The sequence below is a fragment of the Nocardia citri genome (assembly GCF_054065835.1).
In genome coordinates this window covers 50,603-77,018 of record NZ_JBSUQM010000006.1, presented here as the reverse complement: position 1 = coordinate 77,018, position 26,416 = coordinate 50,603, and the positions used below count along the sequence as shown (strand labels likewise).

The window sequence follows — 26,416 nt, the reverse complement described above, 5'->3', positions numbered from 1 at the left end:
CAGCCGAGACAGCCGAGCAGTAACAGCGCTATATGTCCGCTAATGACTCGTCGTCGACGGACTGCCCCGGCTTGCGCCGGCTGCGCGGCCGCAATCGGCGCAGCACCGCCAATCCGAGGGCCGCACCGCACGCGATCGCGAGTGCGGTCCGGCCCGCCAGCACCTGATGATCGGCGGCCCCGTTCAGCGGCCATTCGGCGGTGTCGTGCGGCAATGCGGTGATGATCGACGGCAGATACAGCGCGGAAACAGCCAGCACCCCGCTCGGTGCATAGCGGGGTCGCGCGGTGCCACAGCAGTAACCGACCGTCAGTGCCAGGGTCACGCTGCCCGCAGCGGTCACATAGCGATGGTCGTGGGGCGATTTCACCAGGGCGAATACCGCGAGTCCCACGATCAGCAGGATGGCGATGAACGTCGAGGGCAGGCGGATCCCGATCAGCAGCCCGACCGCTGTGACCGCGAGCAGCACGACGATGCTCCACCCGGGCCGCGGTTCGCCGCCGATCGCCTCGGTAACAGCGACCAGACCCACCGCCAGATACACCCCGGTGCCGTCGCGCCCGGGTAGCAGCATGGCCGCGGCGGTGGCGGCGATGACCGTCGCGGTGACCGCCATCCCGATTTCGACCGCATGACTGACCTCCGGCGCATGCTGATACTGTCGCGACAGCCATTCGGTAATGGCCAGGATGACCAGTGCCAGCACCATCGCGGCCAGGATCGGCGTGACCGGCAGCTCGACGGCGATCCGCGGCGGTCGCGATTGCTTTGGCTCGGACCGATTGCGCAGCGCACTGACGATCAGCAAGCCCACCGCGACGCTGACCAGCCAGCGCGGCGGTGTCTCGAGCACCGCGTATGGATTGTCGTCGGCGATCTGCAGCAGTTGCGCGAAATCACCGAAGACGAAAAAGCCCGCGGCGCCGATCGCGAAGCCCGCCGCCGGACCCGGTCGGCGCACCACCGCCGCGCCCAGTGCGCCGAGCAGCACACCGGCCAGAATCGAATCCAGATAGTTCTGGGTGGTCAGCATGTCGGCTGAGGAGACATGGCGTCCGGCAAAGTGATTGATGTCCATGGCGACCGCGCCGAACAATGCCGCCGACCAGGCCAGCAGCGGCGTGCGGAAGGTAATCACCAGTACCGAGACGGCCACCGCGACGATCACCCCGATCGCCGCACCACGCGGGATGCTGTTGTTCAGGCCGGCCAACCGATACGGCGAACTGACGGCGGTCCAACTGAAGGTGAGCGGCAGGAACAGTGCGACGCCCGCGACCACGGCCCCGAAGAAGGCCGCGATCGTATCGATCGCATCACCGATCTTGCGCACCTCGTCGAACTTACCCGCGCCCGGCGCTGGAATCGGTGATTGCGCCCATATCGCCCTAACATGTCGGACCTGCGAAAATACCAGCAAGACTGTGATTACCAGGTGGTTGCGCGGAATCGGCAACGGCTATCGGCGCGTATCGGCGTACCGGCGCAGCGACTCGACCTGTTCGGCATCGAGCGAGGGACGTACCGCTGTCCTGGCCGCAGCGACGTCCCCCACGGTGACATCGGCGGCGTCCACATCGCGGCGCATCGCGGCCAATGCGGCCTCGCGTAGCAGGGCACTGCAATCGGCGGCGGAATAGCCGTCGAGGTCGGCGGCGAGTGCGGCCAGGTCGACATCGGCGGCGAGCGGCACCGATTTCCCGGCGGCCCGCAGGATCGCCAGGCGAGCGTCGCCATCCGGCGGCGGTATGAAGATCAGCCGTTCCAATCGACCGGGCCGCAGCAGGGCGGGATCGATCAGTTCCGGACGGTTCGTCGCGCCGAGCACCACCACATCGCGTAGCGGTTCCACGCCGTCGAGTTCGGTCAGCAGCGCAGCGACCACGCGGTCACCGACACCGGAGTCGCTGTTCTGACCGCGGCGTGGTGCGAGCGCGTCCACCTCGTCCAGGAAGATCAGCGAGGGCGCGGAATCGCGTGCGCGCTGGAACAATTCGCGCACCGCGCGCTCGGAGGCGCCGACCCATTTGTCCATCAATTCCGCGCCCTTGACCGCGTGCACGCTGAGCTGACCGGTCCCGGCCAGAGCACGCACCAGGAACGTTTTACCGCAGCCCGGTGGACCGTAGAGCAGGACACCGCGTGGCGGACGAATTCCGAGGCGGGCGAACGAATCCGGGTGCCGCAGCGGCCAGAGCACGGTTTCGGTGAGCGCTTCCTTGGTCTCGATCATATCGCCGACGTCATCGAGGCCGAGGCTGCCGATCGCGAGTTCCTCGGTCCCGGAGCGCGATAGCGGCCGGATCACCTCGGTGGCGCCGAGCAGGTCCGATTGGGCCAGCTCCGGTTCCGACTGTTGTTTACTGGCCCGCGAGGCCGCGCGCAGCGCCGCCTCGCGGCACAGTGCGGCCAGATCCGATACCACGAAACCGGGTGTGCGCGAGGCGATTTCCTCCAGTTGCAGATCCTTGGTCGGCACCTTGCGCAACAACTGCTCCAGCAGCGCCTTGCGGACGGCGGCGGTCGGCAGCGCGAGTGCGAGCTCGCGATCGCAGAGATCCGGCGCGCGCAGCCGCGAATCTATACCGGCCGGATGCGCCGTGGTCGCCAGCAGTGCCACGCAGGGTTCGGCGATAGCCGCGCGCAACTGGTCCAGGATCAGCGTGGCGACCGGTTCGGCTGGTGCGGGCAGCAGTGCGTCGATATCGGTGACGAGCAGGATGCCGCCCCGTCCGGAACCGATTTCGGCCACCGCGGCCGCGACCTCGCGCAACCGCGCGCCGCTTTCGGCCGCGCCGACCGTCGGACCATCCAGTTCGACAATGCGCCGCGGTGCGGCTACCGCTCGCGCCAGCGTGGCCTTGCCGACCCCGGCCGGGCCGGTGATCAAGACCCCGAGATGCGGTGTGGCACCGAGGGCCTTCAGCAGTTCTGGCTCGTCGAGCGCGAGGCTGAGCCACTCCTGGAGTTTCGCCGCCTGCCCGTGCGCACCCGCGAGATCCTCGATCGCAATGGTCGATGTGCCGACGGTCGCGGTCCAACCCGCGCCCGTCCCGTTGGTGGCGGCCAGCGCCGCGGCCTCGGTGGCCCCATGCGCGGCTTCACCCGCTCCCGGCAGTCCCGCCGCCGCCCGATCGGCGGACTCCCGGGCCGCCACCGCGCTCGCGCCCCACACCACCGCGGTATTCGGCTGCACACTCACCGGAGCGCGGCCGGGATCGGTCGCGGTGACGGTCAGCAATTCGGTGGTCCACGCGATGCCGAAGGTGCGCGAAAGTGCCTGGGTGGCAGCCGAAGAACTGATATCCGGGCCGAGGTCGCGGGGCAGCAGCGAGACCGCGTCGCCGACGGTGACCACCTTGCCGAGCAGCGCCTGCCGCAGCGTCGCCGCCGGAATGGTTCTGGTGGCATGCACCGAACCGCTCACCGAAATCTGCTTCGCGCCGTACACCGTCGCGGGGGAAACGACCACATTGGCGTCCTCGCGCAGTCCCGCGTTGGACAATGTGACGTCATCGAGCAGCGCCACACCCGCCGGTGTGCCAGCCGGGGCGACCCCGACCACCGCAGCGGTGCGCCGCGCCCCGATCAGCGCGATACCGTCCCATTCCCGCAGGCCGAGCGCGGTCAGCGCTTCCGGATGCAGCCGGACCACCCCGCGCCTGGCATCCGCGGCGGAGGAATTCAGTCGAGCGGTGAGCGCCAGTTCTGCCACTGTGCCATTCTGCCCGCGTCCGGCCCCCGTTGGTCGGCGGACCGTCGGATAGATACGAGATTATGCGGAAAATCGTCGATGGCGAGCGCCCCGATCCGCTATTGCGCCCTGCAATCCGAAATTGTGAATGTACTCACGGAACCGAAAAGGGCTACGGATCGTCGTCGATATCGTCGATCGCACGTGCGGTTGCGGCAGCGCGCGCTGACCAGTAATTTCGCGCCGGAGACTGGTACGTCTGTCCGAGTTGATCTCATTGGCCTCGGCTAATCACGCCGCCTCATCGCCGACCGGGACCTACGGCTTAATCGCGATATGACGGGCGACCGTTGCGGAGTTAGAAGCTCGGCTCGAGCAAATATGAGGCATCCCCCGATGTTGCCTGAATGCATCGCAAATCGATCCGCGGAACTGCGTATAGCTAAAATTCGGCAATTATCAATGATTTCGTGACCGACGAACCCCGATGTGCGACAACGAATTCCGCGCGCTAACGTTCTGGTCCCGCCCCTTGTCGGGGTGGGACAACAAAGTGGAGGGAATTCAAGAAATGAAGTTCGGAAAGATCACTACTGCTGTCTTCATGGCTGTCACCGCGGTGGGGATTACCGCGGCTACCGCCAATGGGCAGCCCGCCGTGGCGACCGACCAGCCGGCGGCAGTGACCCCGGGGGACCTAACTTCTGGTGTTGCACACGGAATCAGCTACCACACGACGGTTTCCCCAACCGATAAGACCATCACCTGGGCCGTTGACAGCGGCCGGTTCGAGCTCGCCTCGGACGGTGCCGCGGTGCTGCTGAAGTCCGACGACGGCACGACGGTGGACCAGGTGCCGCTGCACTCCGAGGTCGCGGGACTCCCGATCGCGGTGAGTCAGCAGATCAGCGCGGACGGTCGCAGCGTCGCGCTGGCTTCGACGATGACCCCGGCGGACACCGCGAAGCTGACCAGCATTGCGGGGCTGAAGGACATCAGCTCCTACGACCGGCTCATGGAGCAGGTCAACAAGAACCTGCCGGGCATCGTCATCGGTGCCGTCATCGGGGCTTTCATCCCCTTCCTGTGGATCATCAGCATTCCGGCCGGTGCGCTGATCGGCGGATACGTCATGGGCGGCCAGGAGTTCCTCGACGCCGTGATCGCGTTCGCCACCGGTCAGCCCTGATCGTCGCGCCATAAGTAGAACGCGCGTACACAGCGCCTGTCCGCTGTGTACGCGCGTTCTATGTATGCGCCATTCGCCAGCTGCGACCGGCAGCGCGCACCCTATTTGTCCTTTTTGACGATCCCGGCGGCCACCGCGACCGGGGTATCGGCGTAGGTGGGGGCCAGGCAGACGAGTTTGGCGGTGCCGAGGGCGACATTCGGGCTGCCCTCGAACTCGCTGCCCGGATTCTCCGCGAGCACCTTCTCGACCAGTTCCTTCTCCTCGGTGCTGTCCAACTTCTTGAATTCACCGCAGGTGGTGCTCGACGCGGGGCCGAGCGAAGGGTAGTTCGCCGGGGTCTTGATGGTGGTCGATGCGTCCGCGCCGGTGGTCGGCGCGGCACCGCTCGGGCGCACGGATGTGGTGTTCGCGGGCGCGCTGGTGCCCGAGGTGCCCTTGCGCAGGCCGTTCGCATCGGTGCTGGAATCGTCCGAACTGCCACATCCGGCCAGTGTGACGATCACCGCTCCGGTGGCGAGGGCGATGGCGGTAACTCGCTTGATCACGTGCGTTCCCCGGTAACTCGCGGCGCCGGAGTCTCCGGCGCGTCCGGAGCAGGGTACCGGGTGAGATCGTTCGGTTGTCATGGAGCCCACAGTGCGGTGCGGCCCTTACGTTTTTCCGAACGAGCCCTGATGGTCAGTGGATGTGGCTCTGCCAATCGGCGGGCACCCGGCCGCGCGGTCCGGGCACCGGCTGCTCCACCGGATGATGGGTGGGCGGCGCGAGTTCCGGCCCGCCGCGGTACATCTCGTCGGAGCGGAAGTCGAAGAACCAATCCTCGCCCGGCTCATAGCTCTGGATGAACGGATGCCCAGTGTCCTTGGCGTGTTTGGAGGCGTGCTGCTGCGGCGAGGTGTCACAGCAACCGATATGGCCGCACTGCGCACAGCGCCGCAGGTGCACCCACCAGCCTTGGGCGGCTTCACATTCCATACAGCCGGGGCCACTGGGCGCGACCGTGGGATCGATACCCTCCAACTCCTGCGTCATCACTGACCTCCTGCTTCGGCTTCGGATCGGTCGGCGGACTCCGGCATGTCCTCGGGACGATGCAGCGGGAGCCAGACCGCGAATCTGGTATTGCCGGGCTCGGAATCGAGCCGGATATCGCCATGGTGTTTGTTCACCACGATCCGGAACGAAATGTCGAGGCCGAGACCGGTTCCCTCGCCCACCGGCTTGGTGGTGAAGAACGGTTCGAAGATACGGCTGCGCACCTCCGCGGGCACGCCGGGTCCGGTATCGCCGATTTCGACGACGGCGCAGTCGTTTTCGTGCCTGGTGCGGATAGTCAGCGTGCCCTGGCCATTCATCGCGTACACCGCGTTATCGATCAGATTGGTCCATACCTGGTTCAATTCCGCTGCGTAGCACGGCACTTCGGGCAGCGTCCGGTCGTAGTCCTTGACCACCTCGACACCGTCGGAGATCTTGCGGCTCAGCATCACCAGCGTGCTGTCGAGCAATTCGTGGATGTCGACCACCTGGAACGGTGCCCGGTCCATCTGCGAATACTGTTTGGCCGCACCGACCAGGGTGGAGATGCGCGTGGTCGAATCGGCGATCTCGTTCATCAGCAGCTCGGTCTCGATGGTGTAGTTCAGCCATCGGATCGCACCCTGGAACACCTGCTCGGGACAGCCCTCCAGGGTGGCCGAAACCCGTTCCAGCCAGTCCACATCGAAACCGGCCTGCACGAAATTCGGGGCCAGATCCCAGCCGTCATCGATGCCGTGGTCTTCCAGCCATTCGCTGAGGATGTCTTCGCGTTCGGAAGCCTCCAATGTCGTCAGCTCCGGGGCCTTGGCGACCTGGGCCGCGGCCTCCTCCTGCAGGCGTACCAGCGTCTCCAGGGATTCGGTGTCGAATTTGCCCTGTGCCATCATGCCCAACTTGTGCCGCATGCCCGCGATCCGCTCGCGCAATCCGGCGGTGGCGCGCACGGCCGCGGCCGCCGGATTGTTCAGCTCATGGGTCAGTCCCGCCGAGAGCGAGCCCAACGCGAGCAGGCGCTCACGCTGGGCGATTCGCTCGGCGGAGCTGCGGTTACCGAAAAATGCGCCCTCGAGCAGATGCACGGCCATCGGGAACCAGTCGTGCATCATCTGTGCGAAGCTGCCCGCATCCAGTACGAAAAACCGCGACCGACGGGCCACATACATCGAACCGGTGTAGCTCTGGTCGACCTTGTCGCCGAGATAGGCGGTCCACGCGCCCGCGTACGCGCCGCGATAGTCGGTGCGCGTCGTCTCGATCTCGGCGCCGCCGGAGAGCTTGGTGAGCTGCAACTCGCCCTCGATCATCACATAGAAGCAAGTGGCCGGATCGCCCTCACGGAAGACCAGCCCCGGTTCGATGATCTCGATTCGGCCGTGGGCGCACAGCAACTCCAGCTGTTCGTCGTCGAGCTTTTCGAAGAGAAAGAGGCCGCGCAACTCGGCCGGATCGCAGACCAGATGACTGCTGCGATCCGCTGTCTGCTTCGAATTCATGGTCCAGCCTCCTATCACGCCAGATACCGGTGCACGAGCATGACCGCCATCGCACCCTCGCCGACCGCCGAGGCCACCCGTTTCGCCGAGTCGGCGTGCACGTCACCCGCGACGAAAACGCCGGGGACGCTGGTCTCCAGGTGATGCGGCGGTCGGGGTAGCTCCCAGCCCGCGGGTCGGGTTCCGTCGACGAGCAGATCGGGGCCGGCCAGCACATAGCCCGCCTCGTCCCGCTTGACCACGCCATCGAGCCAGTCGGTCTGTGGTGCGGCACCGATGAACAGGAACAACCGTTCGGCGTCGGCCTTTTCTTCCGTGCCGGTCCGGTTGTTGCGCAGCACGATCTGTTGCAGGTGATCGACACCGTCGGCGGCGACCACTTCGGTATCGGTGTGGACACGGATATGCGGTATCTGTCCGATCTGCTGGATCAGATAGTGCGACATGGACTTCTCCAGCGAATCCGCGCGGACCACCAGATGCACCGTGCGCGCGTTGCGAGACAGGAATACCGCCGCCTGCCCCGCTGAATTCGCGCCGCCGACAATGTAGACATCGTGGTCGGCGCATTCGGAGGCCTCGGTCATGGCCGAGCCGTAATACACACCGCGCCCGGTGAAATCGTCCACGCCGGGTGCGGGATGACGCCGGTAGTCCACACCTGTCGCGATGATCACCGTGTGCGCGCAGAGCTGTCCGCCGTCGGCGAACCGCACGGTCCGTGCGGACCCGTTCACCTCGAGTCCGACCACCTCGCGCGTGGTGATCACTTCGGCGCCGAACTTCGCGGTCTGCCGCCGCGCGCGGTCGGCCAGCTGAGCGCCGGAAAGCCCGTCCGGGAAGCCCAGATAATTCTCGATGCGCGAACTCTGCCCGGCCTGACCGCCGGTCGCGGTGCGCTCGACGAGCACCGTGCGCAGCCCCTCGGAGGCGCCGTACACCGCCGCGCCGAGTCCGGCGGGGCCGCCGCCGACCACGATCAGGTCGTAGAAGTCACCGGTCGGATTGGTATTCAGCCCGACGCTTTCGGCGAGTTCGCCGTCGCTCGGCTGCACCAGCGCCTGACCGCCCGAGGTGATCACCACCGGACAGGTATTGGGATCGGCACCCGCCGCCTCCAGCAGCCGTGCGCCTTCCGCTTCCTCGGCCAGATACCAGCGGTAGGGCAGCTGATTGCGGGCCAGGAATTCGCGCACCTCCGACGACCGCGGCGACCAGCGGTTACCGACCACCTTGGTCTCGGTGACGGGTTTGTGGTCGTTGCTGCGCCAGGCCTCGAGCAGTCCGTCGATGACGGGATACAGCTTCTCCTCCGGTGGATCCCACGGCTTGAGCAGGTAGTGGTCGAGGTCGATGACATTGATCGCGTCGATCGCGGCGCTGGTATCGGCGTAGGCGGTCAACAGCACGCGGCGCGCGTACGGGTGCAGGTCCATGGCCTGTTCGAGGAATTCGATGCCGTCCATGCCCGGCATCCGATAATCGGCGATCAGTACCGCGACCGGTTGGCCGCGCAGTTTCATCTCACGCAGTGCTTCGAGCGCGTCTGGGCCCGATTCCGCGCGCAGAATTCGGTACTCGGCTCCATAACGTCGGCGCAAGTCGCGTACGACCGCGCGCGACACCCCCGGATCGTCGTCGACACTGAGGATGGCCGGTTTCGTAGCAGCGGGTGCAGTCACCTTTCGAGTATGGAACGCTCGTCAAACGCGATGCTCGCGCACCAAGTCCAGTTCGGTGGGTGTGAGCAGGCGTTCCAGTTGCTCGTCCGGAACCATCCGGTGTGCGGTGCGCGGTGCGAAGGTATCGCGAGTGGCCGGGGTCGCGGGTTCGATGGCGGGAAGCAGCGGAACTTGATCCATGTGTCGACGATGTAAGAGCGAGCGCAGTTTCACGGCCGATCACCTCACGCTTGACGGAAAAGCCTGTGGCAGTGTCTGATGCTTCGTCTATCCGCCATTGTGCGCTCGCCATTACAAGACCGGGTAAACAAATCGCGAAAAAGTAACACATTTGTCTTCCAAGCGCCGCCGACTAGGCTGTTTGCCGAATCGTCACATCGTGCTAGGCGGGCGTCCGTCGCACAGTTCTCCGGAGGCAAGGTTGCCGAGAAATATCGAAGCCGCGATCGAGATCGCGGCACCGCCGGAACAGGTCTGGGCCGTTGTCGCTGACCTCAGGCGGATGGCGGAGTTCAGCCCGCAGTGCGTACGGATGCTCGCGCTAGGCGCCCCGAAGGCAGGCACCTGGACGATCAATCTCAATACCGACGGCAAGAAGTACTGGCCGACCACCGCGCGCATCGTGCGCTATGAGCCCAACCAGGCCTTCGCATTTCGGATCAACGAGAACCGCAGCATCTGGAGCTACACGCTGGAGCCGACCGCGACCGGCACCCGGCTGATCGAACGCCGTGATGTGCCCAATGGCACCAGCTGGCTCTCCCGCAAGGCCATCGATGCCGCGCTCGGCGGTGAGGCGCCGTTCGAGGAGCTGCTCGAGCGCGGGATGAAGGAAACGCTCGACAAGATCAAGTCGGCGGTCGAGGCGACTGCCTGAACGTGTCTTTCGGTGACCGATGCCGTGAGACGTCGCGAGCACCGTCGGAGCACGACCCGACGGTGCCGACCTCGAGTGATCACGGTGGGTGGATTTTTTGCACGAGTTAAGCGACTCGATCCTCGGGCAGGGTGCCGTCCCGGTGCATCTCGCGGCAGCGTCGCAGCCACCCACCCAGCCAGGTTCCATCGGGTGCGCGATGATGGGCGGGCATGTCGAGGTGGCCGTGCTCAGCGCGATAGACCCGCGCGGCGGGCGATGTGATGAGCCCACCGCCGGTCGCGGCCAGCGGGTTGCCTACGGGTTTCGGCCGGGGTGATGGCGAGTGTGCACAGTTGGGCGATCTGGTCATCGGTGAGCTGCCCATTGCGGCGCCTGGCCCGTTGATCGGCGAGCCATTCACCGAGTCGCGGCCGGTCGGTGGTGCTGTGCGAATACGGAACCTGAGCGGAGCCGTTTTCGTGATGATATGTCTCGAGCTGGGCGAAACGGTGGTTTCACCCACGTCGCCGGGTGTCCAGTCGTACACCGAGGTCCGACAGTGCCGCCGAGTGCTGATGACGCCGAGCGCGTGAGTTCGCCGAAGGCGTCCGCGAGATGAGCGACGCGGCCCGCAAGGCGCACCCGCGGTACAGCACAGCCGCCGATGTCACCAAGCAGATGCTGCAATCACCCTGGCGGCCAGGCAATTTCAAGGATACGAAAGATCATCGTCACCTTGACAAACCGAACGACGCCCGAGAGGGTGACAGGCAAGTCGTCGCCGTAGGGTGCGGCCAACCGCAGGAGGGGGTTCGATGTCGATTCAAGCCACAAAAGGCTACTGTCCCGCGCAGTGGTCAGCAGGCTATGAGGTGGTGTGATGGCGGCGGGGGGGATACTTCAATCACTACGACGACCCCGATGAGTACTGGGACGAAGAGCCGCTTGTACCGAAGAGGTCCAACGTCGCCCAGCCTGTTTCGGTGCCATCTGCTGTCGAGCCGAGACCATCATCGGCCGTCACCAAGTCGATGCCGCCACCGGCTGAGGCCCCCTTTGCGGTGGCTGAATCATCCGCGAATCCAACTCGTATCGGGTCATCCTTCGCCTCAATGGAACTCGACCGCGGATGCCTACCGATCCGCATTCTGATTCGTCCGCAGTGGAGCCGCTATGTTGCTCCCCATGAGGTAGGCGCCGAACTTATGGCGGCCTACAGAGCCGCTGTGGAGCAGCGTCTAGACCAGTTGTACGCGTCTGGTCGTCGGCCGACTCCGCAAGAAATTTCGGAGGCAGCGATCCCGGATCACCGGACAATTCTGATGGTGTTGCTCGAGACTCGGACCTGGGAGGAATACAGCATCGCGTCCAGCAGCATGATCAACAGCGGCCACTTCCAAGCATCGGGTCAATTCATATTTCACGGACAACATCCCGTCAGGCTGACCGCTGACGTATCCCGACTGCTGTCGATCGAGGTGCGAAATGATTGGGCAGCGACCGCGCAGCCCGATCGGATCGTAGACGAAATCCTGTGGTGCGCCGATCAGATCCGTTCCATGCGCCCGAAGCGCATCGTACGAGGAGACTATTCACGTTATGCGGACGACGATCTGGAATATCAGTTGGACCACCATCGGCTACGGCTCCTAGAAGAACGGATGCGTGATGGCAGATAAGCTGACACTTAACCTGCGAGTGATGAGATTGGCTGCCACCAGCTGGGGTGAAGCTGCCAGCCACCTCAAAGCGGGAGTTGAGACAACCAGAAAACTTGAAATCACTGCTTCAGAAGCAGGCACCTTCGCGGAAGCCCTGTCGAAGTATCAACCAGCCCCTGGCTACTTCCGAGACAGGTTGAATGAAGGTGTCACCGTTTTCGAGGATATCGGCAAAGTCCTCAAATCCGCAGCCGATACGTATGAAGCGGAGGATCTCGCTAGCAAAGGAAAGCTGGCAAAGCTCGAGGGGGAGATATGACAGCCGCAGATAACAGGCAAAGCTTGCTCGAAAAGTCATCGTATCTTCGTGCGAAGGTAATCGAAGTGGGAGACCTGCCGGAAAAGGTGGACTCGGCCTGCGGGCACCTCGTCGAGCTTGTCCGAGCAAACGGGTATGCCGGCGTCGTCACCAACCCCGTGATGGTATTGACCGGGTCGGTTGAAGATGCCGTCGACGAGATTTGGGCCGAACGTGACAAGGCGAATAATGCCATTCGTGATACCTGGGAGCAGCTCAAGAAAATCGAACCCGATCTGGATGTTCCAGTCAAGTTTATCGACGTCGCGAACGAGTGGCGCAACCTCAGGAATAACCTGATCGCCGCAGGCGGCGACTTCGTTGACACCAAACTCTCCGAGTGGTCGGGCGATGCGGCTACCAGGTACGAAGAAATGCGCACAACTAGGCAACAGCCCGCATTGGACAACTTGCCGATAGAATTTAATAATATCGCACTCAGCTTGGAAGCCATTGCTGCGGCAGAGTTGACTCTCTACGGCGAGATTGCCACGAAAGTGCAGGAATTGATCTCGAAAGTTGAGGATGGATTTTTCAACAGCATCAAGAGCATGTTATCCATAACGTTCTCGGGCGCGCTCTCTGTTGCGCAGGAGTTGGTAAAGGTGGTTGAGGCTGCAAGGACCTTCATCATCGGTATTGTGAAGAGCATGGGGGATGCCGCCAAGACCAATATGATTGAAGGTAACAAGATATCGCAGATCGTGGAGATTCAAAAGGGTTTGCCTGACAATAAGTGGCCCAGTGGTGTCAAATCTTCCTACGGGACTGGAATCGAAGGAATCCGGGAAGCGATCGGCGACGCGTCGACGAAAGACGGGGACAAGTCGGATTGGACGGTGCCTCAGTGAGGATTGGCTTGCTAACCGTAGTCGCCACTGCTGTGCTGGCCTTGACGGCAGGATGCTCCTCGTCGCAGCCCACCGCAACACCCGTGTCGTCTCAGGCTCGACCGGCGATGACGCAGGGAGAGCTGTGCGATGTTGTGAAGAACTTCTTCACAACCGAGTTGCATGCCGTCGAAGTGCGAGCCGTCGATTTAATCCTCCAGACGAGCACGGTCCTTGTGCACGGTGGAGTGTGCACACTCGCCCAGGGGCAGAACCCGATTGGGAACTACCAGGTGCGAAACGTGCCGGACGATGCGGACCCAACAGAGGGTCGCCGTGGATTCGTGAAGCAGCCAGAGTTGGGCGAGGCGGTATGGGTGTACGACCTGCGAAAGGATAAAGGAGACCATACGGTACGGTTTGCTACCCGCATCAATACGTGGAACGCAATTCTCGAGATCCGGGAGACCGAAACCCAGACGGCTACGGGCGACTTCCACCTGACAGACGACGACAAGCGCAAAGCCGTTCAATTCCTAACCGAGCTGACGACAAAATTTGCAGTCGATCGATAGCCGGTCCGGTGAGCAAGCGACGGTACGGGGAACTGTCGGGTGGTGGTTGATTTCCGGAGACTTCGCGATGAGCGCACAGGGGAGCTGTGAATGCCCCATCCGTACTGCGGCTGCTTGGGGCGTCGATGACCTTGCTGGGAGCGAAATCGTGCGCCGCTTGCACGCTTGTCTGGGGGTCGGTACGGTCGATCCAGCTGAATAGGGGCGGGGAGCCGGGCCGACCCCGATCGATACCATCGACGCAGTCGGCGACCGAGAGGGACTACATGAGCAGCAGGGGGAATGCGCTGTGCGGCACGGCATTCGCGATCGGCGCGGTTTTGCTGCTGTCCGGGTGTGGGTCGTCGGCTGACGGGGACGCCAAGCCTGCTACGTCGACCACGACCGCAGGACCGTCGCTGGCCGCTGATTTGCCGAGCGGCTACGACCCGTGCAAGGACGTCCCGCAAAGCGTGCTGGATTCGGAGAAGCTGCACGGAAAGCAAATTGCCAATAATGATTCAAGTGGTGGCGTCAAGTGGCGCGGCTGTCAATGGGTACGATCCAACGGATATGGGGTGAGCATCCAGACCACGAATCTCACCGTGGATACCATCCGTAGCCGCAACTTCCCGGATGCCACCGAGTTGACGATCGGTGGTCGGCGTGCTATTACGACACGCCAGTTCGACGGCCCGTTTGTTGAATACGTGTGCACGTTGAACTTGGAGATGAAGGGCGGCAGCCTCGACATCAACTTGAACAATCCGCCGTCGAGGCACGATACCGGCACTATGGATGCGTGTTTGCTCGCGCAGGGCTTGGCGGAAAAGATTGTGCCCAGCCTGCCCGCCACTTGATCACTGCTCCACGCACCGAACTGGGAGGGACCTCAATGGCGAACGACGACAAGACCTCAGCGAGCCCATTGGCTAACCTAATCACCGAAGCTCGCGACGGTCGACTCACGATTCGAATGGATCTCGAAAAATTCGTCTATATCGACCGCGACTGCGAATATTTCAAGGAGCAGATCCAGCAGATCCAGACGACAATGACTCGGATCTCCAAGCAGGACAAGTGGGGTCTCGGCGAGAAATTCGAGAAGCAGGGTGACCGGGATCTGGTTTCGGCCAAGACGATGGTCCAGCGCTGGCGAGAGAAATCTGATGGCGCAGCGAACAGCGTCTTCGCCGTGATGGAGTCGCACTACAAGGTCATCGACGATTTCCAGACCCTGTTCCGCACCGTCCGCGAACGCATCACCGGTGTCGACACCGACCAGGCCGCCCGCTACACGGATTTGGAGGCGAACCTGCCGCAGCAGGCTCCGGCCACGCCCAAGATCTTTTCCTGGCCGGGCTTGTAGAAAGGCGAATCGCTGTGAGCGGCAATGAGTCGACCAAGATCCCCCCGCATGGGGAGAACGTATTCCATTGGGAACGTACGGAAATCGAGGATGCCTTCTCGCCACTGGATCCCAAGGACGCTCACCAAGCGGCGCTGGACTACTCCAATGTGGCCACTCAATGGGACCAAGGCCTCGAAACTTTCGCTCGTTCGGTGCAGAGTTCGATCGCCGAGGCATGGGAGGGCTCGGCCGCCGACAGCGCCAAGAACGCGATCACCCGCTACGTCACCGACGCACACAACCTGACTCCGCTGATCACGCAGATGTCCAACGACATGCAGTCCGCCGCCGAAGGTGTCCGCGCCGTCGCCAACGGAATCCCCGAGGCCAACCACCACTCGTGGACCGCGAACGTCTGGCCACCGCGCGCCCATGAGGAAGAGAACACCAAGAATGAGGCGACTGCCGGTGCCCGCAGCGCCATGCTCACCAACTATGTGAACAAGTTCGCCGAATTCGACGGCCGTGTTCCCGTGTTGCCGACCGCGCTCGACCCCACTAATCCGCTGGATATCTCGGGACCGACCAAGTCCGGCGACGGCTCGGGACCGAACGGGCCCGGCGGAACAGCAGGCCCTGGCACGACCGGCGGTCCTGGAAACTCGGGCGGTGCGAATCCCGAGCAAAAGCCCGAGGACAAGACCACCGAAGAGCCCACGTCCACGGATGCCAACACATCCGGGACCACGCCGACCACGACCAACTCGAGCACAACACCTAGTACCACCACATCGGACACCCCCACTACGACCACGCCGAGCACCGCTACGGCGCCGAGTTCCACAACGACCGGCACCGGTTCGCCAGGCACTGCGGGGAGCTCCGGTTCGACGACACCCAGCCCCGGTCGCACGGTCTCCGGTACCCCCACCACGACCAGTACGACCACGCCCGCGGCGGCCACGTCGACCACCGGCAGATCCGGAATGTCGGGCATGGGTGGGATGGGTGCCGGCGCGGGCAAGGGCAAGTCCGATGAGGACAGCACCCACAAGATCCCGGACTATCTCATCAACGCCGAAAACACCGAAGAACTCATCGGCGAAATCGCCAAGACCGTCGAGGGCGGTGTGATCGGCGCGAACCCCGACCCGCCTGCGCGCAACTGACAACTCGCTCCGGCGGTAGTCGCCGGAAACCTGCGCGCAGCCGGGCGGTGTCGGCGCGGTCTATGAGATGCGACCTCGTCTCGTTGACAGCTGCCGAACCTATTGGCACGACCGTAATACCACTCCAGCTCGACGTACTCGCCGGGTGTGCGCAGCGCACGCATCCACCCGTATCACCGATTGGAATCTTCAGATGGCTGAATGGACCTGGGAGCCCGACGATTTCGCCGCGCTGTGGTTCGGTCCCGCGAACGACCGCTTTCCCAATCCACTCCGCTTTACCAGCCGCTTCGCCTACCGCGACGACTTCGAGGCCCACCGGGTCACCATGCGCGAGCGCTACTCCCAGGATGAACTCGAAGAGATCCAACTCGCCCTGCATACGTTGACCGCATCCACAATGCGAATCCAGATCTTCGGCGGCACAACCCAACACAAGAATCCCAAAGGCGGCGTGCGGGTGTACCGCATCGTCGGTGCCCGCACCGATCACCACGCGATGTCGTTGGCGCAAGCCACTTTCAACGACGCCCCGGGCCCTATCCGATGCCGCTTATTTCCCGTCGATCACCTTCCAGCACAGTTGGTCAGCTCGCTACCGCCGTGCAACCCCGGCACCCAACCGTCGGCCACCTTCCAGCCTGATGACCTGTCCGGCCGCCGTGACGGCCACCTCGAAAGTGTCACCCGCCGCAGCCCGCGCGAGCGTTACCAACACCTGCTGCACCGCCCGGCCAATGGTGGCGGCTCGGCCCTGCTGCATGTCGGTCCCGCCAATAGACTCACCTCCCCATTGACCACCGTCCAGTGGCACGACATCACAGGCGACGGCCGCTACACCGAAGTGCACAGACAACACATCACCGTCCGCCCCACCACCCCGGCTGATCTGACGTCTCACTTCACGTCCTGGGTCGACCAGGTAACCCAACGTCGGCGCGAAGTCGAAGACCACTGGTAGCCCTGCGGATACGGAAAGACGCAAGGATCCCGAAGTGCCGATCCGGATACCTGGCACACAAAATGTTCGATCGATGGAACCGTTTCGAAAGACGGTGCGTCCATTACTGATACAAGTGGCTTGGTCCGACGGAACCTCACTCCCACCCTGTGAACCGTCCACACAGGCTGCACGGGGATCTCGGCGGTCGGGATGTAGATGACCTCGCGTGAAGGAGAGAGCTGAGTTGGCCGGATTTCTGCAGGTGGACATCGATGTGTTGAGCAAGACGGTGCAGTCTCTGCGCGGCGCCGAGCAGGTGCTCAACGATGCCATGAATGCGATGAAAGAGGGCGGCCACGGCGACATCGGGACCGAGACTCTCAATGTTGCCGCCGACAGCTTCCAACGACGATGGAAGTTCGGCATCGAGCGGATCGGGGAGTCCGCCAAGGCAACCGCGGACGGTGTCGCGCAGTGCCTGGATGCCTATCGACAGACCGATGAAGCATTCGCCAAGGTGGTCGAGCAAGCCACGAATGCTGTTGACGGAGAGTCGGCCACAGCATGAGCCAGAACCCGTATCCCTACCTGGGGTTCAACCCCGTCCCCGGCGCTCCTGACGATGTGGCGGGGCTGCGCGGGCAGATCAACACAGCCGCCGAGGCGGTCAAGGAAACCAACCAGCTGTTGAACAGCCTGCGCAACAGCAACGACAACGTCTGGCAGGGCGAGGGCGGTGACGCTTTTCGTGCCCATTTCGACGCCACCCTCGCCCAGGACCTCGGCTACGCCCAGAACTCGCTTGAAAAGGCCGTCGGGCTCCTGGCCGAATGGCATACGAACCTGGTGAGCTTCAAGGACACCGCCAACAGGCTGGAGACCGAAGCCGCCGAGGCCAAAGGGCAGTACAACAGCGCACTGCAAACACTGGCGCAAGCTCGGTCGAACACAGACCTGGGGCTGGGCAGCATGACCTTCACCGATCCGGTCGAGTTGCAGGCCGCGCAGACCCGCCTCAACGCCGCCACTGCCCAGGTAAATGCTGCCCTCGCTGCAGTCAACACCTGGGAAGGGAACATCGATTCGATCATCCGCCGCGCGCGCGATCTCGAAAGCACACACGACAGCTTGGCCCGGCGGATCGCCAGCGAACTGGACGCGGCCGCAAAGGATTTCGCGCCCAGCCCACCGGACAAGAGCATCTGGGACCGCATCACCGACGCGATCAAGTCCGTCGGCAAGTGGATCGATGAGCACCGCGAGGGTCTGCACAAACTACTTGCGACGACAGCGGCGATCGCCGGACTCCTGGCGGTCGTCACGCCACCACCGATTGATGCGATAGCGCTGGGAGTTTCCCTCGTCGCGGGCGCGGGGGCGCTGGCACTCGACGTGACCGATGCCGATATGCGGGAGGATCTGCTTCATGGCAGTTGGTCGGACAAGTTGGACGCGGCGAAAACGATCAGTTCTGATGCATTGGGGTTGATTCCCGGAGTGGGAGCGCTGAGCAAGGTCGGCAAGGTCGCCATGCTCGGAGATGCAGCAGGTGATGCGGGCAGGCTTGAAGGAATGGCCCGCGCTTGGGGGGAGGCGGCCCACAATCCTGGACTTCTCAACAGGTACCTTACGAAGAATGATGCCGGCAGCATTACGACTGCTCTGAACAGCAGCGGGCTGACAAAAGGAACACATCGGCTTCTTCAGATCACCAACGTCGAGGGTAATCATGGGATTCCAGATCCGGCGATGGCTCTGAAAGTATTCAAGAGCGCGAAGAAGGCGGTCACCGAGGTCGGTGGATGGGGCTATGAGCAGGTGAGCGGAGACTGACATGAGGCCGAATTCGACCGTACCGCCCAGTGGCCTCTCTCTTGCCGTAACAATTCCACCTGGATATTACGAGTTGCCGCTCAGCGACGTTGAAGAAATATTGAGCATTTCTGCGACGTTGATTACGGATTCGGTTGGCGATTCATTGAAGGAGATCGTGCCGATCGTACTAGGCACATTGGGATTTTTCCTCCGATCCCTGGCGGCGAAGAATGCCGTGTACTGCGGAATCGGAAGACATGCCTCGGAGGAAGGCGAGCCGATCACCTCATGGCTGACTATATCGGTCATGGACTATGGCGAAAAAAATAACCCTCGCCTGGTTGTGCAGGACCTCGCTCAATATAAGACTTCTCAGGATAACGCTGGCGAGCTAGTGTCGGTCGATATCCATGGCAGGCCAATTTTGTTCACCGAACGCGTACAACGGTATCCCGCGCCAGATCTCCCAACTGTGAATACCGACGGCGATGATGTTCCAGTTTTCCAGGCCGAGGTCCTCGTGCCATCCGGTGACGGTACGAGTATCGCCGTTGTCGAGTTCTCCACCGTTTCGGTTGCCCAGGGTACCCGGTACCGGGCAATGCTACTTGCGATCGCCGATTCGGTGGAGTTCGTCGAATCGGTATTCAAACCGTCGAGTCTGGACCTGTGAGCAGGAATCTTAGGATAATGGACAACCCTGAAAATATAGCCGGTGATCGATTGTTGTCAACGCACCCTGCCATTAGCTGGCCCGCAACCCGATCAGCATTACGCAAGAATGCGTGGGCGCGATGGCCGCTGCTGCTTCTCGGGCTATTGTGCGGGCCGCTTACAGTGGTATTGATGAGTGTGTTCGACCAACCCGAGGTCCACGGCATCAAGAGAATTGGCGCCGTCGCCGCCCAGATGACTGGGCTCATCTTCGTCTTCGGAACGATGTTCGGCGCCATCCTGGTGTGGATCAACCACCGCCGGAGAAAGGCTGTTCGACGCTACCCTTGGACCTCCTGGCAAATCAACTATATCGCCACTGGTCGCTACGAGTGGGTCGGACTATTGGATGGTAATCGCCAACCGGTGTCGACCCTCATTCTGAGCACTTGGCCGAAGGACTTGGGTAAGCTTGTCAATCACAACACCGACGAGATCTGGTTTGCGGGTGTGCCGACCAAGTACGGAGTAATTTCCAAGCCAGGCGGCGGCGATCTCCGATATGCATACTTTTCACGGTCGAGACAGCCGCCGAGATTCTCTTTCAGGGAGAATCGTTCTGGCCCGCGATTCGATCCAGAAGATTCGTCGCCGCAGTCCGTTCGCGAATTTCAATTGACTCCAGATCGCGGTCGCGTGATGATGAAGCCGGTTGGCGAACCAGTGGAGGTGCGGCACGGTGGCTCACAAGACACTCGTTATCCGTCACCCCGCCTGCTCCGGCGAGCCTTGGCCTTCGGTATTGATTGGGTACTACACCTCGGCATAGGGCTCGGCACGGCGATCGCCCTCAGTCCCGATTTTTCAGTCGAGGCCGCTACACGGTTCGATTGGAAGCATCTCGGCGTGAATCCGGTAATTGCGCTGGGGTTCTGGATCCTGGCGTCGGCAGTCGACCGCGTCGCTGTGCAGGCGATTTTCCACACGACTGTCGGCAAGGCCGTATTCGGATTGCGCGTCATCCGCCCCGACGACGGAACCTCCCCTTCGTTCGGACGACTGTTGGCCGTGTGGTTGGTAGATCTGTATCTAATGGTGGCGTTTCCGATCGCCCTCGTCGGAAACGATCTACCCGGGCCGGATAGGGTTGAGGACTATTTCCTCCCCGCCGTGCGACGCCGCGATATTCGGGCGCATCGCTGATCGCGACATCACAAGGTATGGGTCCGTTTCGAGGCAGAGAGCATCCGCTCGCGCGCCTTCTTGCGATGCCGAATCGCGGGCCGAACAGTACGCGGTGTTGGCCGGGTTGAAGTTGACCGCCGTCATCAGCATCGGCGAGGCCAGCAGCCGCGACGACAACAGCACCCGAAGGCCGGTGCGCCGGATTCGTTCCAGTTGGAACCGGGCACCCAGACGGTGACGGTCACCTGGGGTCCGGGCTGAGTTACTGCCAGTTGGGCAGCGTCACGACCTGCGCGGCGTAGGAAAGTCCCGCACCGAAGGCGATCAGCAGCGCGGCGTCGCCCGGCTTCGACTCACCCTTGCGCAGCAGCGCCTCCATGGCCAGCGGGATCGAGGCGGCCGAAGTGTTGCCGGTCTCCTCGATATCGTTGGCCAGCGCGCAGTGGTCGGGCAGCTTGAGCACCCGGGCCATGATCTCGATGATCCGGCCGTTGGCTTGGTGCGGGATCATCGCGTCCAGGTCATCGGTGGATAGGCCGGCGCGATCGATGGCGTCGCGGCACACCTTCTCCAATGAGTGTGCGGCCCAGCGGAATACCGCGGTGCCCTCCATGGCGAGGTAGGGCCGCACCGCGTCCAGGCCCTTCTCCTCGAGTTCGCGGAAGTATTCGATCCAGTCCTTGTCCTGCCGGATCGCATGGTGCTGGGTGCCGTCCGAACCCCAGACCGTCGGGCCGATGCCCTGTTCCTCCGACGGGCCGACCACCACGGCGCCCGCGCCGTCGGCGAACAGGAATGCGGTGGAGCGATCGGTCGGGTTGACGGTGTCGGTCAACTTCTCGACCCCGATGACCAGCACATGCTGCGCGGTTCCGCAGCGCACCAGATCCGAGGCCAGCGCGAGGGCGTGACAGAACCCGGCACAGCCCGCCGAGACATCGAAGGCCGCTGTCCCGTTCATCCCCAGCTCGGTCGCGATCCGCGGCGCGGCGGCCGGGGTCAGCAGCAAATGGGTGGAGGTGGCCACGATGACGCAGTCCACCTGATCGGCGTCTACGCCCGCGGATTCGAGCGCTCCGCGCGCGGCCGCGACACTCATCGACTGGATCGTCTCGGACTCCGAGGCGAAGCGCCGCGTTTTGATTCCGGACCTGGTGCGGATCCACTCGTCAGTCGAGTTGATGGCTCCGGCTACCTCGTCGTTGGTGACGATCCGAGCGGGGCGGTAAACGCCGAGCCCGAGGATCGCCGTATGCTCAGCCCCCGTTGTCTGGGCGATTCGAGCAGCCATTATGCGTCTCCTATGTAACCTGCGGCGGCGCCGCCGGGTGCTACCCCGAAGCATCGAAAAGAGTACCCTCATCGGCCGACCGCCTACGTCACCGTAGACATGAGGCCCCCTCATATTAGCTGGTGCTGGGCGGGTTGGGAGTGCGTATTCTCACATTTGGCGGGTATACCCTCGAAGCACGCCCTGTGCTGCGGCGCTGCCCCAACTAGTGATTCGAGGGACACCATGCTCGGACTCGGGATTATCGGGTGGATCATCATCGGCGGTCTCGCTGGCTGGATTGCCAGCAAGATCATGAAGACGGATGCGCAACAGGGCATCCTGCTCAACATTGTGGTCGGCGTCGTCGGTGGCCTGCTCGGCGGATTCCTACTCAAATTGCTCGGCGTCGACGTCGAGGGCGGCGGACTCTGGTTCAGCTTCTTCACCTGCCTCGGTGGCGCGGTGATTCTGCTGTTCCTGGTGAGGCTGTTCACCGGCCGCAAAGTCGCGGGCTGACCGCTCGCGTGTTGGATGTGCGACGTTCGCGGGCTCTCCTCGGTTACGCAGGCAGGCTCCTGCGCGACTGACGCGAACGCCACAGTGCCACAGGCTCAGTTCCCGTAAGGTGTGAACGCTTGCGCCGACCTATCGTTGAGGGGCGCAAAACGTCTGCATCGAGCACGAAAGAGGAGCCTGTGGCACGCCGTCCCACCCCGCCCGGCACGCCCGAAACGACCGGAGTCGGCCATGTCGTCGATCTGGTCCGGGCCGCGATTCCCCCGCTGCATCCCGCCGGTCTGCCGTTTGTCGCGGCACCGCTCGCGGTGGCGGTCATCGGGGGCAGGCGCAAGTGGGTGCGCCGTACCGGACTGCTGGCCGCCGCGGCCTGCGCGAGCTTTTTCCGGCATCCGAACCGGGTGCCGCCGAACCGGGCGGGCGTGGTCGTCGCCCCGGCCGACGGCGAGATCGCCCTGGTCGACACCGCTACCGCGCCCGCGGAACTCGGTCTCGGCGATGCGCCGCTGCCGCGCGTGAGCATCTTCCTTTCGGTGCTCGACGTCCATGTGCAGCGCACTCCCATCTCCGGCGTCGTGCGCACCGTGCTGCATCAGTCCGGTCAGTTCCGTTCGGCGGATCTGCCCGAGGCCAGTGCGGTGAACGAGCGCAACAGCATGGTCATCGATACCGCCGGTGGCGCGCAGCTCGTGGTCGTGCAGATCGCGGGTCTGCTGGCGCGGCGTATCGTCTGCGACGCGCAGGTCGGTGACAAACTGACCATCGGCGATACCTACGGCCTGATCCGTTTCGGCTCCAGGGTCGACACGTACTTCCCGGCGGGTACCGAATTACTCGTCGAACCCGGACAGCGCACGATCGGGGGCGAAACTGTGCTGGCCGTACTTTCCACCGACTCATGATGGAGCAGGCCCTGCCCACACCGCCGCGAAGGCGCCGGACCATCCGGCTATTGCCGAGCATCGTGACAATCATGGCGCTGTGCGCCGGGCTGTCCGCGGTGAAGTTCGCCCTGGACGACAAGCTCGACATCTCCTTGGCGATGGTCGGCGCGGCGGCCGTACTGGATACCCTCGACGGTCGGCTGGCCCGGATGCTGAGCGCCACCACCAAGATGGGCGCCGAACTCGATTCGCTCTCCGACGCCATCTCCTTCGGTGTCGCACCCGGTCTGGTGCTCTATATCGCACTGCTGGACAGCAACAGTGCGGGCTGGATCATCGCGCTGGTGTTCGCGGTGAGCATCGTGTTGCGGCTGGCCAGGTTCAACACCCTGCTCGACGACGACACTCGACCCGAGTGGTCGCGTGAGTACTTCGTCGGTGTGCCCGCTCCGGCGGCCGCGCTGATCGCGCTGGTGCCGATCGGGTTGTATGTGCAGTTCGGCGACGGCTGGTGGGTCGGCTACTACGAGGTCGCGGCCTGGACGGTCTTCGCGGCGGCGTTGGCGGTCAGCACGATTCCGACGCTGGCGATGAAGTCGGTATCGGTGGCGCCGCAGGCCGCGGCCGGACTGCTGGTGCTGACCGCACTCGCCGCGGCGTTGCTGGTCACCTATCCGATCGTGTTGCTGTTGGTGCTGGTCGCGGTGTACCTCGGGCATATCCCGTTCGCCTGGCATTCACAGCGCTGGGTCGCGGCGCGCCCGGAGACCTGGCAGCACAAGCCATCCGAGCGTCGGGCGCAACGCCGGGCGCAGCGGCGGCGGCCCGCGATTCGTCGTCCGGCGATCCGCGGGGCCAGTCGGCTGCGGCTGCGCAGTCCGGGTAAGGACCGCAGAGTAGACGATCTGCATAACTGACCTCGTCTCGCATTTCTCGAGGAACCACCAAGAGCTAGCGGGAATGCTGCGGCTATGAGCGAGGCGCAGGCATGAGTAGTGTTGCGGCGCTTGGCGGTTTAGGTTCTGGGGTTTCGATCTGGGCCGCCGGGTTTTCGGTGGTGGCCGCAGCACCGGTTCGCGTACCGAACTACTCGCGGCCGGTTCGATCCCGACCGGTACCGTCATCTTCGGCGGCCAAGCACGGAAGAACGAGGCAGTGGAACCAGACGGATTGCGCGAATTCCAGGCGCATCGCCCGCGCCTTTTCGCGCTCGCCTATCGGATGCTCGGATCCGCGACCGAGGCCGAGGATGCGGTGCAGGAGACCTACCTGCGCTGGGACGGCACCGATCGCGCCGCGATTCGCTCGGCCGAGGCCTGGCTGACCACCGCGGTCGTGAATCTTTGCCGCACCTGGCTGGTTTCGGCGCGGGCCCGCCGGGAGACCTATGTCGGACCGTGGCTGCCGGAGCCAGTGCCGACCGCGCGCGGTGAGCTCGGTCCGTTGGAGTCGGTGGAGGAGCGCGAGCTGGTTTCGCTGGCGCTGCTGATGGCGCTGGAGCGGTTGAGCCCGATCGAGCGCGCGGTTTTCGTATTGCGCGAGGCATTCGGCTACGCCCATCGGGAGATCGCGGACATGCTCGCGGTGTCCGAGGCCAATTCCCAGCAGATCTTCCGCCGGGCGAATGTGCGGGTGCGCGAAGGGCGGCCGCGCTTCGATGTCCCGGCCGACCGGGCCCGCGAGCTGATCGAGCGTTTCCTGACGGCGGCGCGCAACGGGGATGTCGAGGCGCTGGAGCGGATGCTCGCCGCCGACGTCACCTCGACCGCGGACGGCGGCGGCTTGGTCACCGCGGCCAGGCGGCCGATTGTCGGGGCCGCCACTGTCGCTCGCTACCTGATCGGTCTGTTCAGGCGGGAGGTGCCGGGTACGGAGATCGCGCTCGAGGAGATCAACGGTGCGCTCGCGGTCGTCGCGCGGGTGGCGGGGAAGCCCATGGTGGTTATCGGAGTGGACATCCTCGACGATGCGGTGACAGCGCTGCGGCTGATCCTCAATCCGGAGAAGCTGTCCTACATCGGCCGCGTGGCGGCGCAGTGATGCGGGTCATGTCCCGAAGCTGTCATGGATCGGGAGTCTGTCCGGTCTGAGGGGTGTAGGCCGATCGAAAGGAAGCCACATCATGACCGGACAGCATCGAATCGTCATCCTCGGCGCCGGATACGCGGGGCTGGCGGCGGCCCGCAGACTGGCGCGCACCGCGCGCGACGCCCACGTCGCCGTCGTGGACGCTCGTGCGACCTTCGTCGAACGGGTGCGACTGCACCAATACGGTGTGGGACAGTCGATCCCGGAGTGGGAGCTGCGAGAGTTGCTCGAGCCCAAGCGGATCCACTTCGTGCAGGCATGGGCGAGCGGAATCGACACTGAGCGCAAACGGGTGCTGCTCGACGGCGCGTCGGCGCTCGAATACGACTCGCTCATCTATGCATTGGGCAGTGTGAACGACGCAGCCGGGGTGCGCGGGGTGGCCGAGTACACGTATTCGGTGGCCACGCCCGAGGATTCGGAGTCATTGCGGCGCGGCATCCCGGCGGGGCGGATCGCGGTGGTCGGCGGCGGGGCCACCGGCATCGAGTTGGCCGCGGAACTGGCGGAGTCCCGCCCGGATTCGCGAGTGTTGTTGCTCAGCTCGAATGAGCCCGCGTCCTGGCTTTCCCAGCGGGCGCGCGCTCATGTGTGGCGGGGGCTGGAGCGGCTCGGAGTCGAGATCCGTTCGGATGCGAAGGTTATCGAGGTGCTACCGGAGGGTGTGCGGTTGGCCGACGGGGCGGTGGTCGAGGCGGTCGCGACCGTGTGGACCGCGGGGTTCGGTGTCCTGGATCTGGCCGAGCGAGCTGGACTCATGGTGGATGGGCACGGTCGGGTGCTGACCGACGAGACATTGCGGTCGATATCGCATCCCGAGGTGTACGCGGCGGGCGATTGCGCGGTGATCGCCGGGCCCGGCGGCCGGGAACTGCGGATGGCCTGCGCGACCGCATTGCCCGCCGGTAAGTACGCCGCCGACGCCCTCGTCGCGCGTCTCGCCGGTCGCGCACCCCGTGAGCTGCGGTTCCGGTACTACTTCCAGTGCATCAGCCTGGGCAGGCGCGACGGTGTCATCCAGTTCCTGCACGCGGATGATTCGCCGGGGCGGACCGTGCTGACCGGACGGACGGCGGCCTGGTTCAAAGAGCAGATCGTGCAGGGTGCGGGCCGGGTGGCGCGACCGTGATAGTGCTCGGCGTGGCAGTCTGCCCGTTGAATCGCGTTGTGG

The 26,416-nt window shown here is 63.9% G+C and carries 28 protein-coding genes and 1 pseudogene; 19 read left to right on the top strand and 10 right to left on the bottom strand.

What is annotated here, in order from left to right; all coding sequences use genetic code 11:
- Positions 1-28 precede the first annotated feature (28 nt).
- Positions 29-1,336, bottom strand: coding sequence for a hypothetical protein (locus ACW2Q0_RS11430; RefSeq protein ID WP_457189041.1), 1,308 nt, complete (start codon positions 1,334-1,336; stop codon positions 29-31).
- A 126-nt stretch (positions 1,337-1,462) separates the two neighbouring features.
- Entirely contained in the window at positions 1,463-3,718 is a 2,256-nt protein-coding gene (locus tag ACW2Q0_RS11425; RefSeq protein ID WP_457189039.1) for an AAA family ATPase, read from the bottom strand.
- A 550-nt stretch (positions 3,719-4,268) separates the two neighbouring features.
- Here ACW2Q0_RS11425 and ACW2Q0_RS11420 point away from each other — a divergent pair.
- On the top strand, positions 4,269-4,886 hold the full coding sequence (locus tag ACW2Q0_RS11420) for a hypothetical protein (protein ID WP_457189038.1): 618 nt from the start codon (positions 4,269-4,271) through the stop codon (positions 4,884-4,886).
- Positions 4,887-4,987: 101 nt separating this feature from the next.
- On the opposite strand, the gene ACW2Q0_RS11415 is transcribed toward ACW2Q0_RS11420, so the two are convergent.
- From ACW2Q0_RS11415 to ACW2Q0_RS11395, 5 genes are all read right to left on the bottom strand, one after another.
- Positions 4,988-5,434, bottom strand: a complete 447-nt coding sequence (locus ACW2Q0_RS11415; RefSeq protein ID WP_457189036.1) for a hypothetical protein — start codon at positions 5,432-5,434, stop codon at positions 4,988-4,990.
- Between the two features lie 133 nt (positions 5,435-5,567).
- Positions 5,568-5,921 carry a UBP-type zinc finger domain-containing protein gene (locus ACW2Q0_RS11410; RefSeq protein WP_457189034.1) on the bottom strand — a complete coding sequence of 118 codons (354 nt, stop codon included), beginning with the start codon at positions 5,919-5,921 and terminating at the stop codon, positions 5,568-5,570.
- On the bottom strand, positions 5,921-7,423 hold the full coding sequence (locus ACW2Q0_RS11405; protein WP_457189032.1) for an ATP-binding protein: 1,503 nt from the start codon (positions 7,421-7,423) through the stop codon (positions 5,921-5,923). The genes ACW2Q0_RS11410 and ACW2Q0_RS11405 overlap by 1 nt, the downstream gene beginning before the upstream one ends.
- Before the next feature lie 14 nt (positions 7,424-7,437).
- Positions 7,438-9,105, bottom strand: a complete 1,668-nt coding sequence (locus tag ACW2Q0_RS11400) for an FAD-dependent oxidoreductase (RefSeq protein WP_457189030.1) — start codon at positions 9,103-9,105, stop codon at positions 7,438-7,440.
- 21 nt (positions 9,106-9,126) lie between these two features.
- On the bottom strand, positions 9,127-9,285 hold the full coding sequence (locus ACW2Q0_RS11395) for a hypothetical protein (protein WP_457189028.1): 159 nt from the start codon (positions 9,283-9,285) through the stop codon (positions 9,127-9,129).
- A gap of 241 nt (positions 9,286-9,526) precedes the next feature.
- Here ACW2Q0_RS11395 and ACW2Q0_RS11390 point away from each other — a divergent pair, with 241 nt between their 5' ends.
- A complete protein-coding gene (locus tag ACW2Q0_RS11390; RefSeq protein WP_457189026.1) occupies positions 9,527-9,982 on the top strand; it encodes an SRPBCC family protein in 456 nt (151 codons plus the stop codon).
- 106 nt (positions 9,983-10,088) lie between these two features.
- Here the strand turns inward: ACW2Q0_RS11390 and ACW2Q0_RS11385 are convergent, their stop codons facing one another.
- Positions 10,089-10,247: a helicase associated domain-containing protein gene (locus tag ACW2Q0_RS11385; RefSeq protein ID WP_457189476.1), complete on the bottom strand. Its 159-nt coding sequence runs from the start codon at positions 10,245-10,247 to the stop codon at positions 10,089-10,091.
- Positions 10,213-10,467 (bottom strand): annotated as a pseudogene (locus ACW2Q0_RS11380) (helicase associated domain-containing protein); the annotation flags it as partial. The pseudogene ACW2Q0_RS11380 and the gene ACW2Q0_RS11385, both read right to left, overlap by 35 nt.
- Before the next feature lie 480 nt (positions 10,468-10,947).
- Here ACW2Q0_RS11380 and ACW2Q0_RS11375 point away from each other — a divergent pair.
- The 12 genes from ACW2Q0_RS11375 to ACW2Q0_RS11320 all read left to right on the top strand — a co-directional run bounded on the left by ACW2Q0_RS11375 (position 10,948) and on the right by ACW2Q0_RS11320 (position 20,502).
- Positions 10,948-11,643, top strand: coding sequence for a hypothetical protein (locus ACW2Q0_RS11375; protein WP_457189024.1), 696 nt, complete (start codon positions 10,948-10,950; stop codon positions 11,641-11,643).
- Positions 11,633-11,944, top strand: coding sequence for a type VII secretion target (locus ACW2Q0_RS11370; RefSeq protein ID WP_457189022.1), 312 nt, complete (start codon positions 11,633-11,635; stop codon positions 11,942-11,944). The genes ACW2Q0_RS11375 and ACW2Q0_RS11370 overlap by 11 nt, the downstream gene beginning before the upstream one ends.
- Positions 11,941-12,834 (top strand): hypothetical protein, encoded by an 894-nt coding sequence (locus ACW2Q0_RS11365; RefSeq protein WP_457189020.1) that lies wholly within the window; start codon positions 11,941-11,943, stop codon positions 12,832-12,834. The genes ACW2Q0_RS11370 and ACW2Q0_RS11365 overlap by 4 nt, the downstream gene beginning before the upstream one ends.
- A gap of 107 nt (positions 12,835-12,941) precedes the next feature.
- Positions 12,942-13,388, top strand: a complete 447-nt coding sequence (locus tag ACW2Q0_RS11360) for a hypothetical protein (protein WP_457189018.1) — start codon at positions 12,942-12,944, stop codon at positions 13,386-13,388.
- Positions 13,389-13,654: 266 nt separating this feature from the next.
- Positions 13,655-14,227: a DUF3558 domain-containing protein gene (locus ACW2Q0_RS11355; protein ID WP_457189016.1), complete on the top strand. Its 573-nt coding sequence runs from the start codon at positions 13,655-13,657 to the stop codon at positions 14,225-14,227.
- A 35-nt stretch (positions 14,228-14,262) separates the two neighbouring features.
- Positions 14,263-14,736: a hypothetical protein gene (locus ACW2Q0_RS11350; protein ID WP_457189014.1), complete on the top strand. Its 474-nt coding sequence runs from the start codon at positions 14,263-14,265 to the stop codon at positions 14,734-14,736.
- A 14-nt stretch (positions 14,737-14,750) separates the two neighbouring features.
- Positions 14,751-15,887 carry a WXG100 family type VII secretion target gene (locus tag ACW2Q0_RS11345; protein ID WP_457189012.1) on the top strand — a complete coding sequence of 379 codons (1,137 nt, stop codon included), beginning with the start codon at positions 14,751-14,753 and terminating at the stop codon, positions 15,885-15,887.
- Between the two features lie 193 nt (positions 15,888-16,080).
- Positions 16,081-16,848: an ESX secretion-associated protein EspG gene (locus ACW2Q0_RS11340; RefSeq protein WP_457189010.1), complete on the top strand. Its 768-nt coding sequence runs from the start codon at positions 16,081-16,083 to the stop codon at positions 16,846-16,848.
- Positions 16,849-17,056: 208 nt separating this feature from the next.
- Positions 17,057-17,398, top strand: coding sequence for a hypothetical protein (locus ACW2Q0_RS11335; RefSeq protein ID WP_457189008.1), 342 nt, complete (start codon positions 17,057-17,059; stop codon positions 17,396-17,398).
- The gene (locus ACW2Q0_RS11330) at positions 17,395-18,663 is read left to right on the top strand and encodes a hypothetical protein (protein WP_457189006.1); all 1,269 of its coding nucleotides are present in this window, start codon (positions 17,395-17,397) and stop codon (positions 18,661-18,663) included. The genes ACW2Q0_RS11335 and ACW2Q0_RS11330 overlap by 4 nt, the downstream gene beginning before the upstream one ends.
- 1 nt (position 18,664) lies before the next feature.
- Positions 18,665-19,318, top strand: coding sequence for a hypothetical protein (locus tag ACW2Q0_RS11325; RefSeq protein ID WP_457189004.1), 654 nt, complete (start codon positions 18,665-18,667; stop codon positions 19,316-19,318).
- 173 nt (positions 19,319-19,491) lie between these two features.
- Entirely contained in the window at positions 19,492-20,502 is a 1,011-nt protein-coding gene (locus ACW2Q0_RS11320; protein ID WP_457189002.1) for an RDD family protein, read from the top strand.
- A gap of 244 nt (positions 20,503-20,746) precedes the next feature.
- Here the strand turns inward: ACW2Q0_RS11320 and ACW2Q0_RS11315 are convergent, their stop codons facing one another.
- Entirely contained in the window at positions 20,747-21,775 is a 1,029-nt protein-coding gene (locus tag ACW2Q0_RS11315) for a beta-ketoacyl-ACP synthase III (RefSeq protein WP_457189000.1), read from the bottom strand.
- 225 nt (positions 21,776-22,000) lie between these two features.
- Between ACW2Q0_RS11315 and ACW2Q0_RS11310 the strand changes: the two genes are divergently transcribed.
- The 5 genes from ACW2Q0_RS11310 to ACW2Q0_RS11290 all read left to right on the top strand — a co-directional run bounded on the left by ACW2Q0_RS11310 (position 22,001) and on the right by ACW2Q0_RS11290 (position 26,374).
- The gene (locus ACW2Q0_RS11310) at positions 22,001-22,273 is read left to right on the top strand and encodes a GlsB/YeaQ/YmgE family stress response membrane protein (protein WP_457188998.1); all 273 of its coding nucleotides are present in this window, start codon (positions 22,001-22,003) and stop codon (positions 22,271-22,273) included.
- 179 nt (positions 22,274-22,452) lie between these two features.
- Positions 22,453-23,175, top strand: a complete 723-nt coding sequence (locus tag ACW2Q0_RS11305; RefSeq protein WP_457188996.1) for a phosphatidylserine decarboxylase — start codon at positions 22,453-22,455, stop codon at positions 23,173-23,175.
- Positions 23,175-24,074 carry a CDP-alcohol phosphatidyltransferase family protein gene (locus ACW2Q0_RS11300; RefSeq protein WP_457189474.1) on the top strand — a complete coding sequence of 300 codons (900 nt, stop codon included), beginning with the start codon at positions 23,175-23,177 and terminating at the stop codon, positions 24,072-24,074. The genes ACW2Q0_RS11305 and ACW2Q0_RS11300 overlap by 1 nt, the downstream gene beginning before the upstream one ends.
- 238 nt (positions 24,075-24,312) lie before the next feature.
- Positions 24,313-25,197 (top strand): RNA polymerase sigma-70 factor, encoded by an 885-nt coding sequence (locus ACW2Q0_RS11295; RefSeq protein ID WP_457188994.1) that lies wholly within the window; start codon positions 24,313-24,315, stop codon positions 25,195-25,197.
- Between the two features lie 82 nt (positions 25,198-25,279).
- On the top strand, positions 25,280-26,374 hold the full coding sequence (locus ACW2Q0_RS11290; protein ID WP_457188992.1) for an NAD(P)/FAD-dependent oxidoreductase: 1,095 nt from the start codon (positions 25,280-25,282) through the stop codon (positions 26,372-26,374).
- The last annotated feature ends 42 nt before the right edge of the window (positions 26,375-26,416 follow it).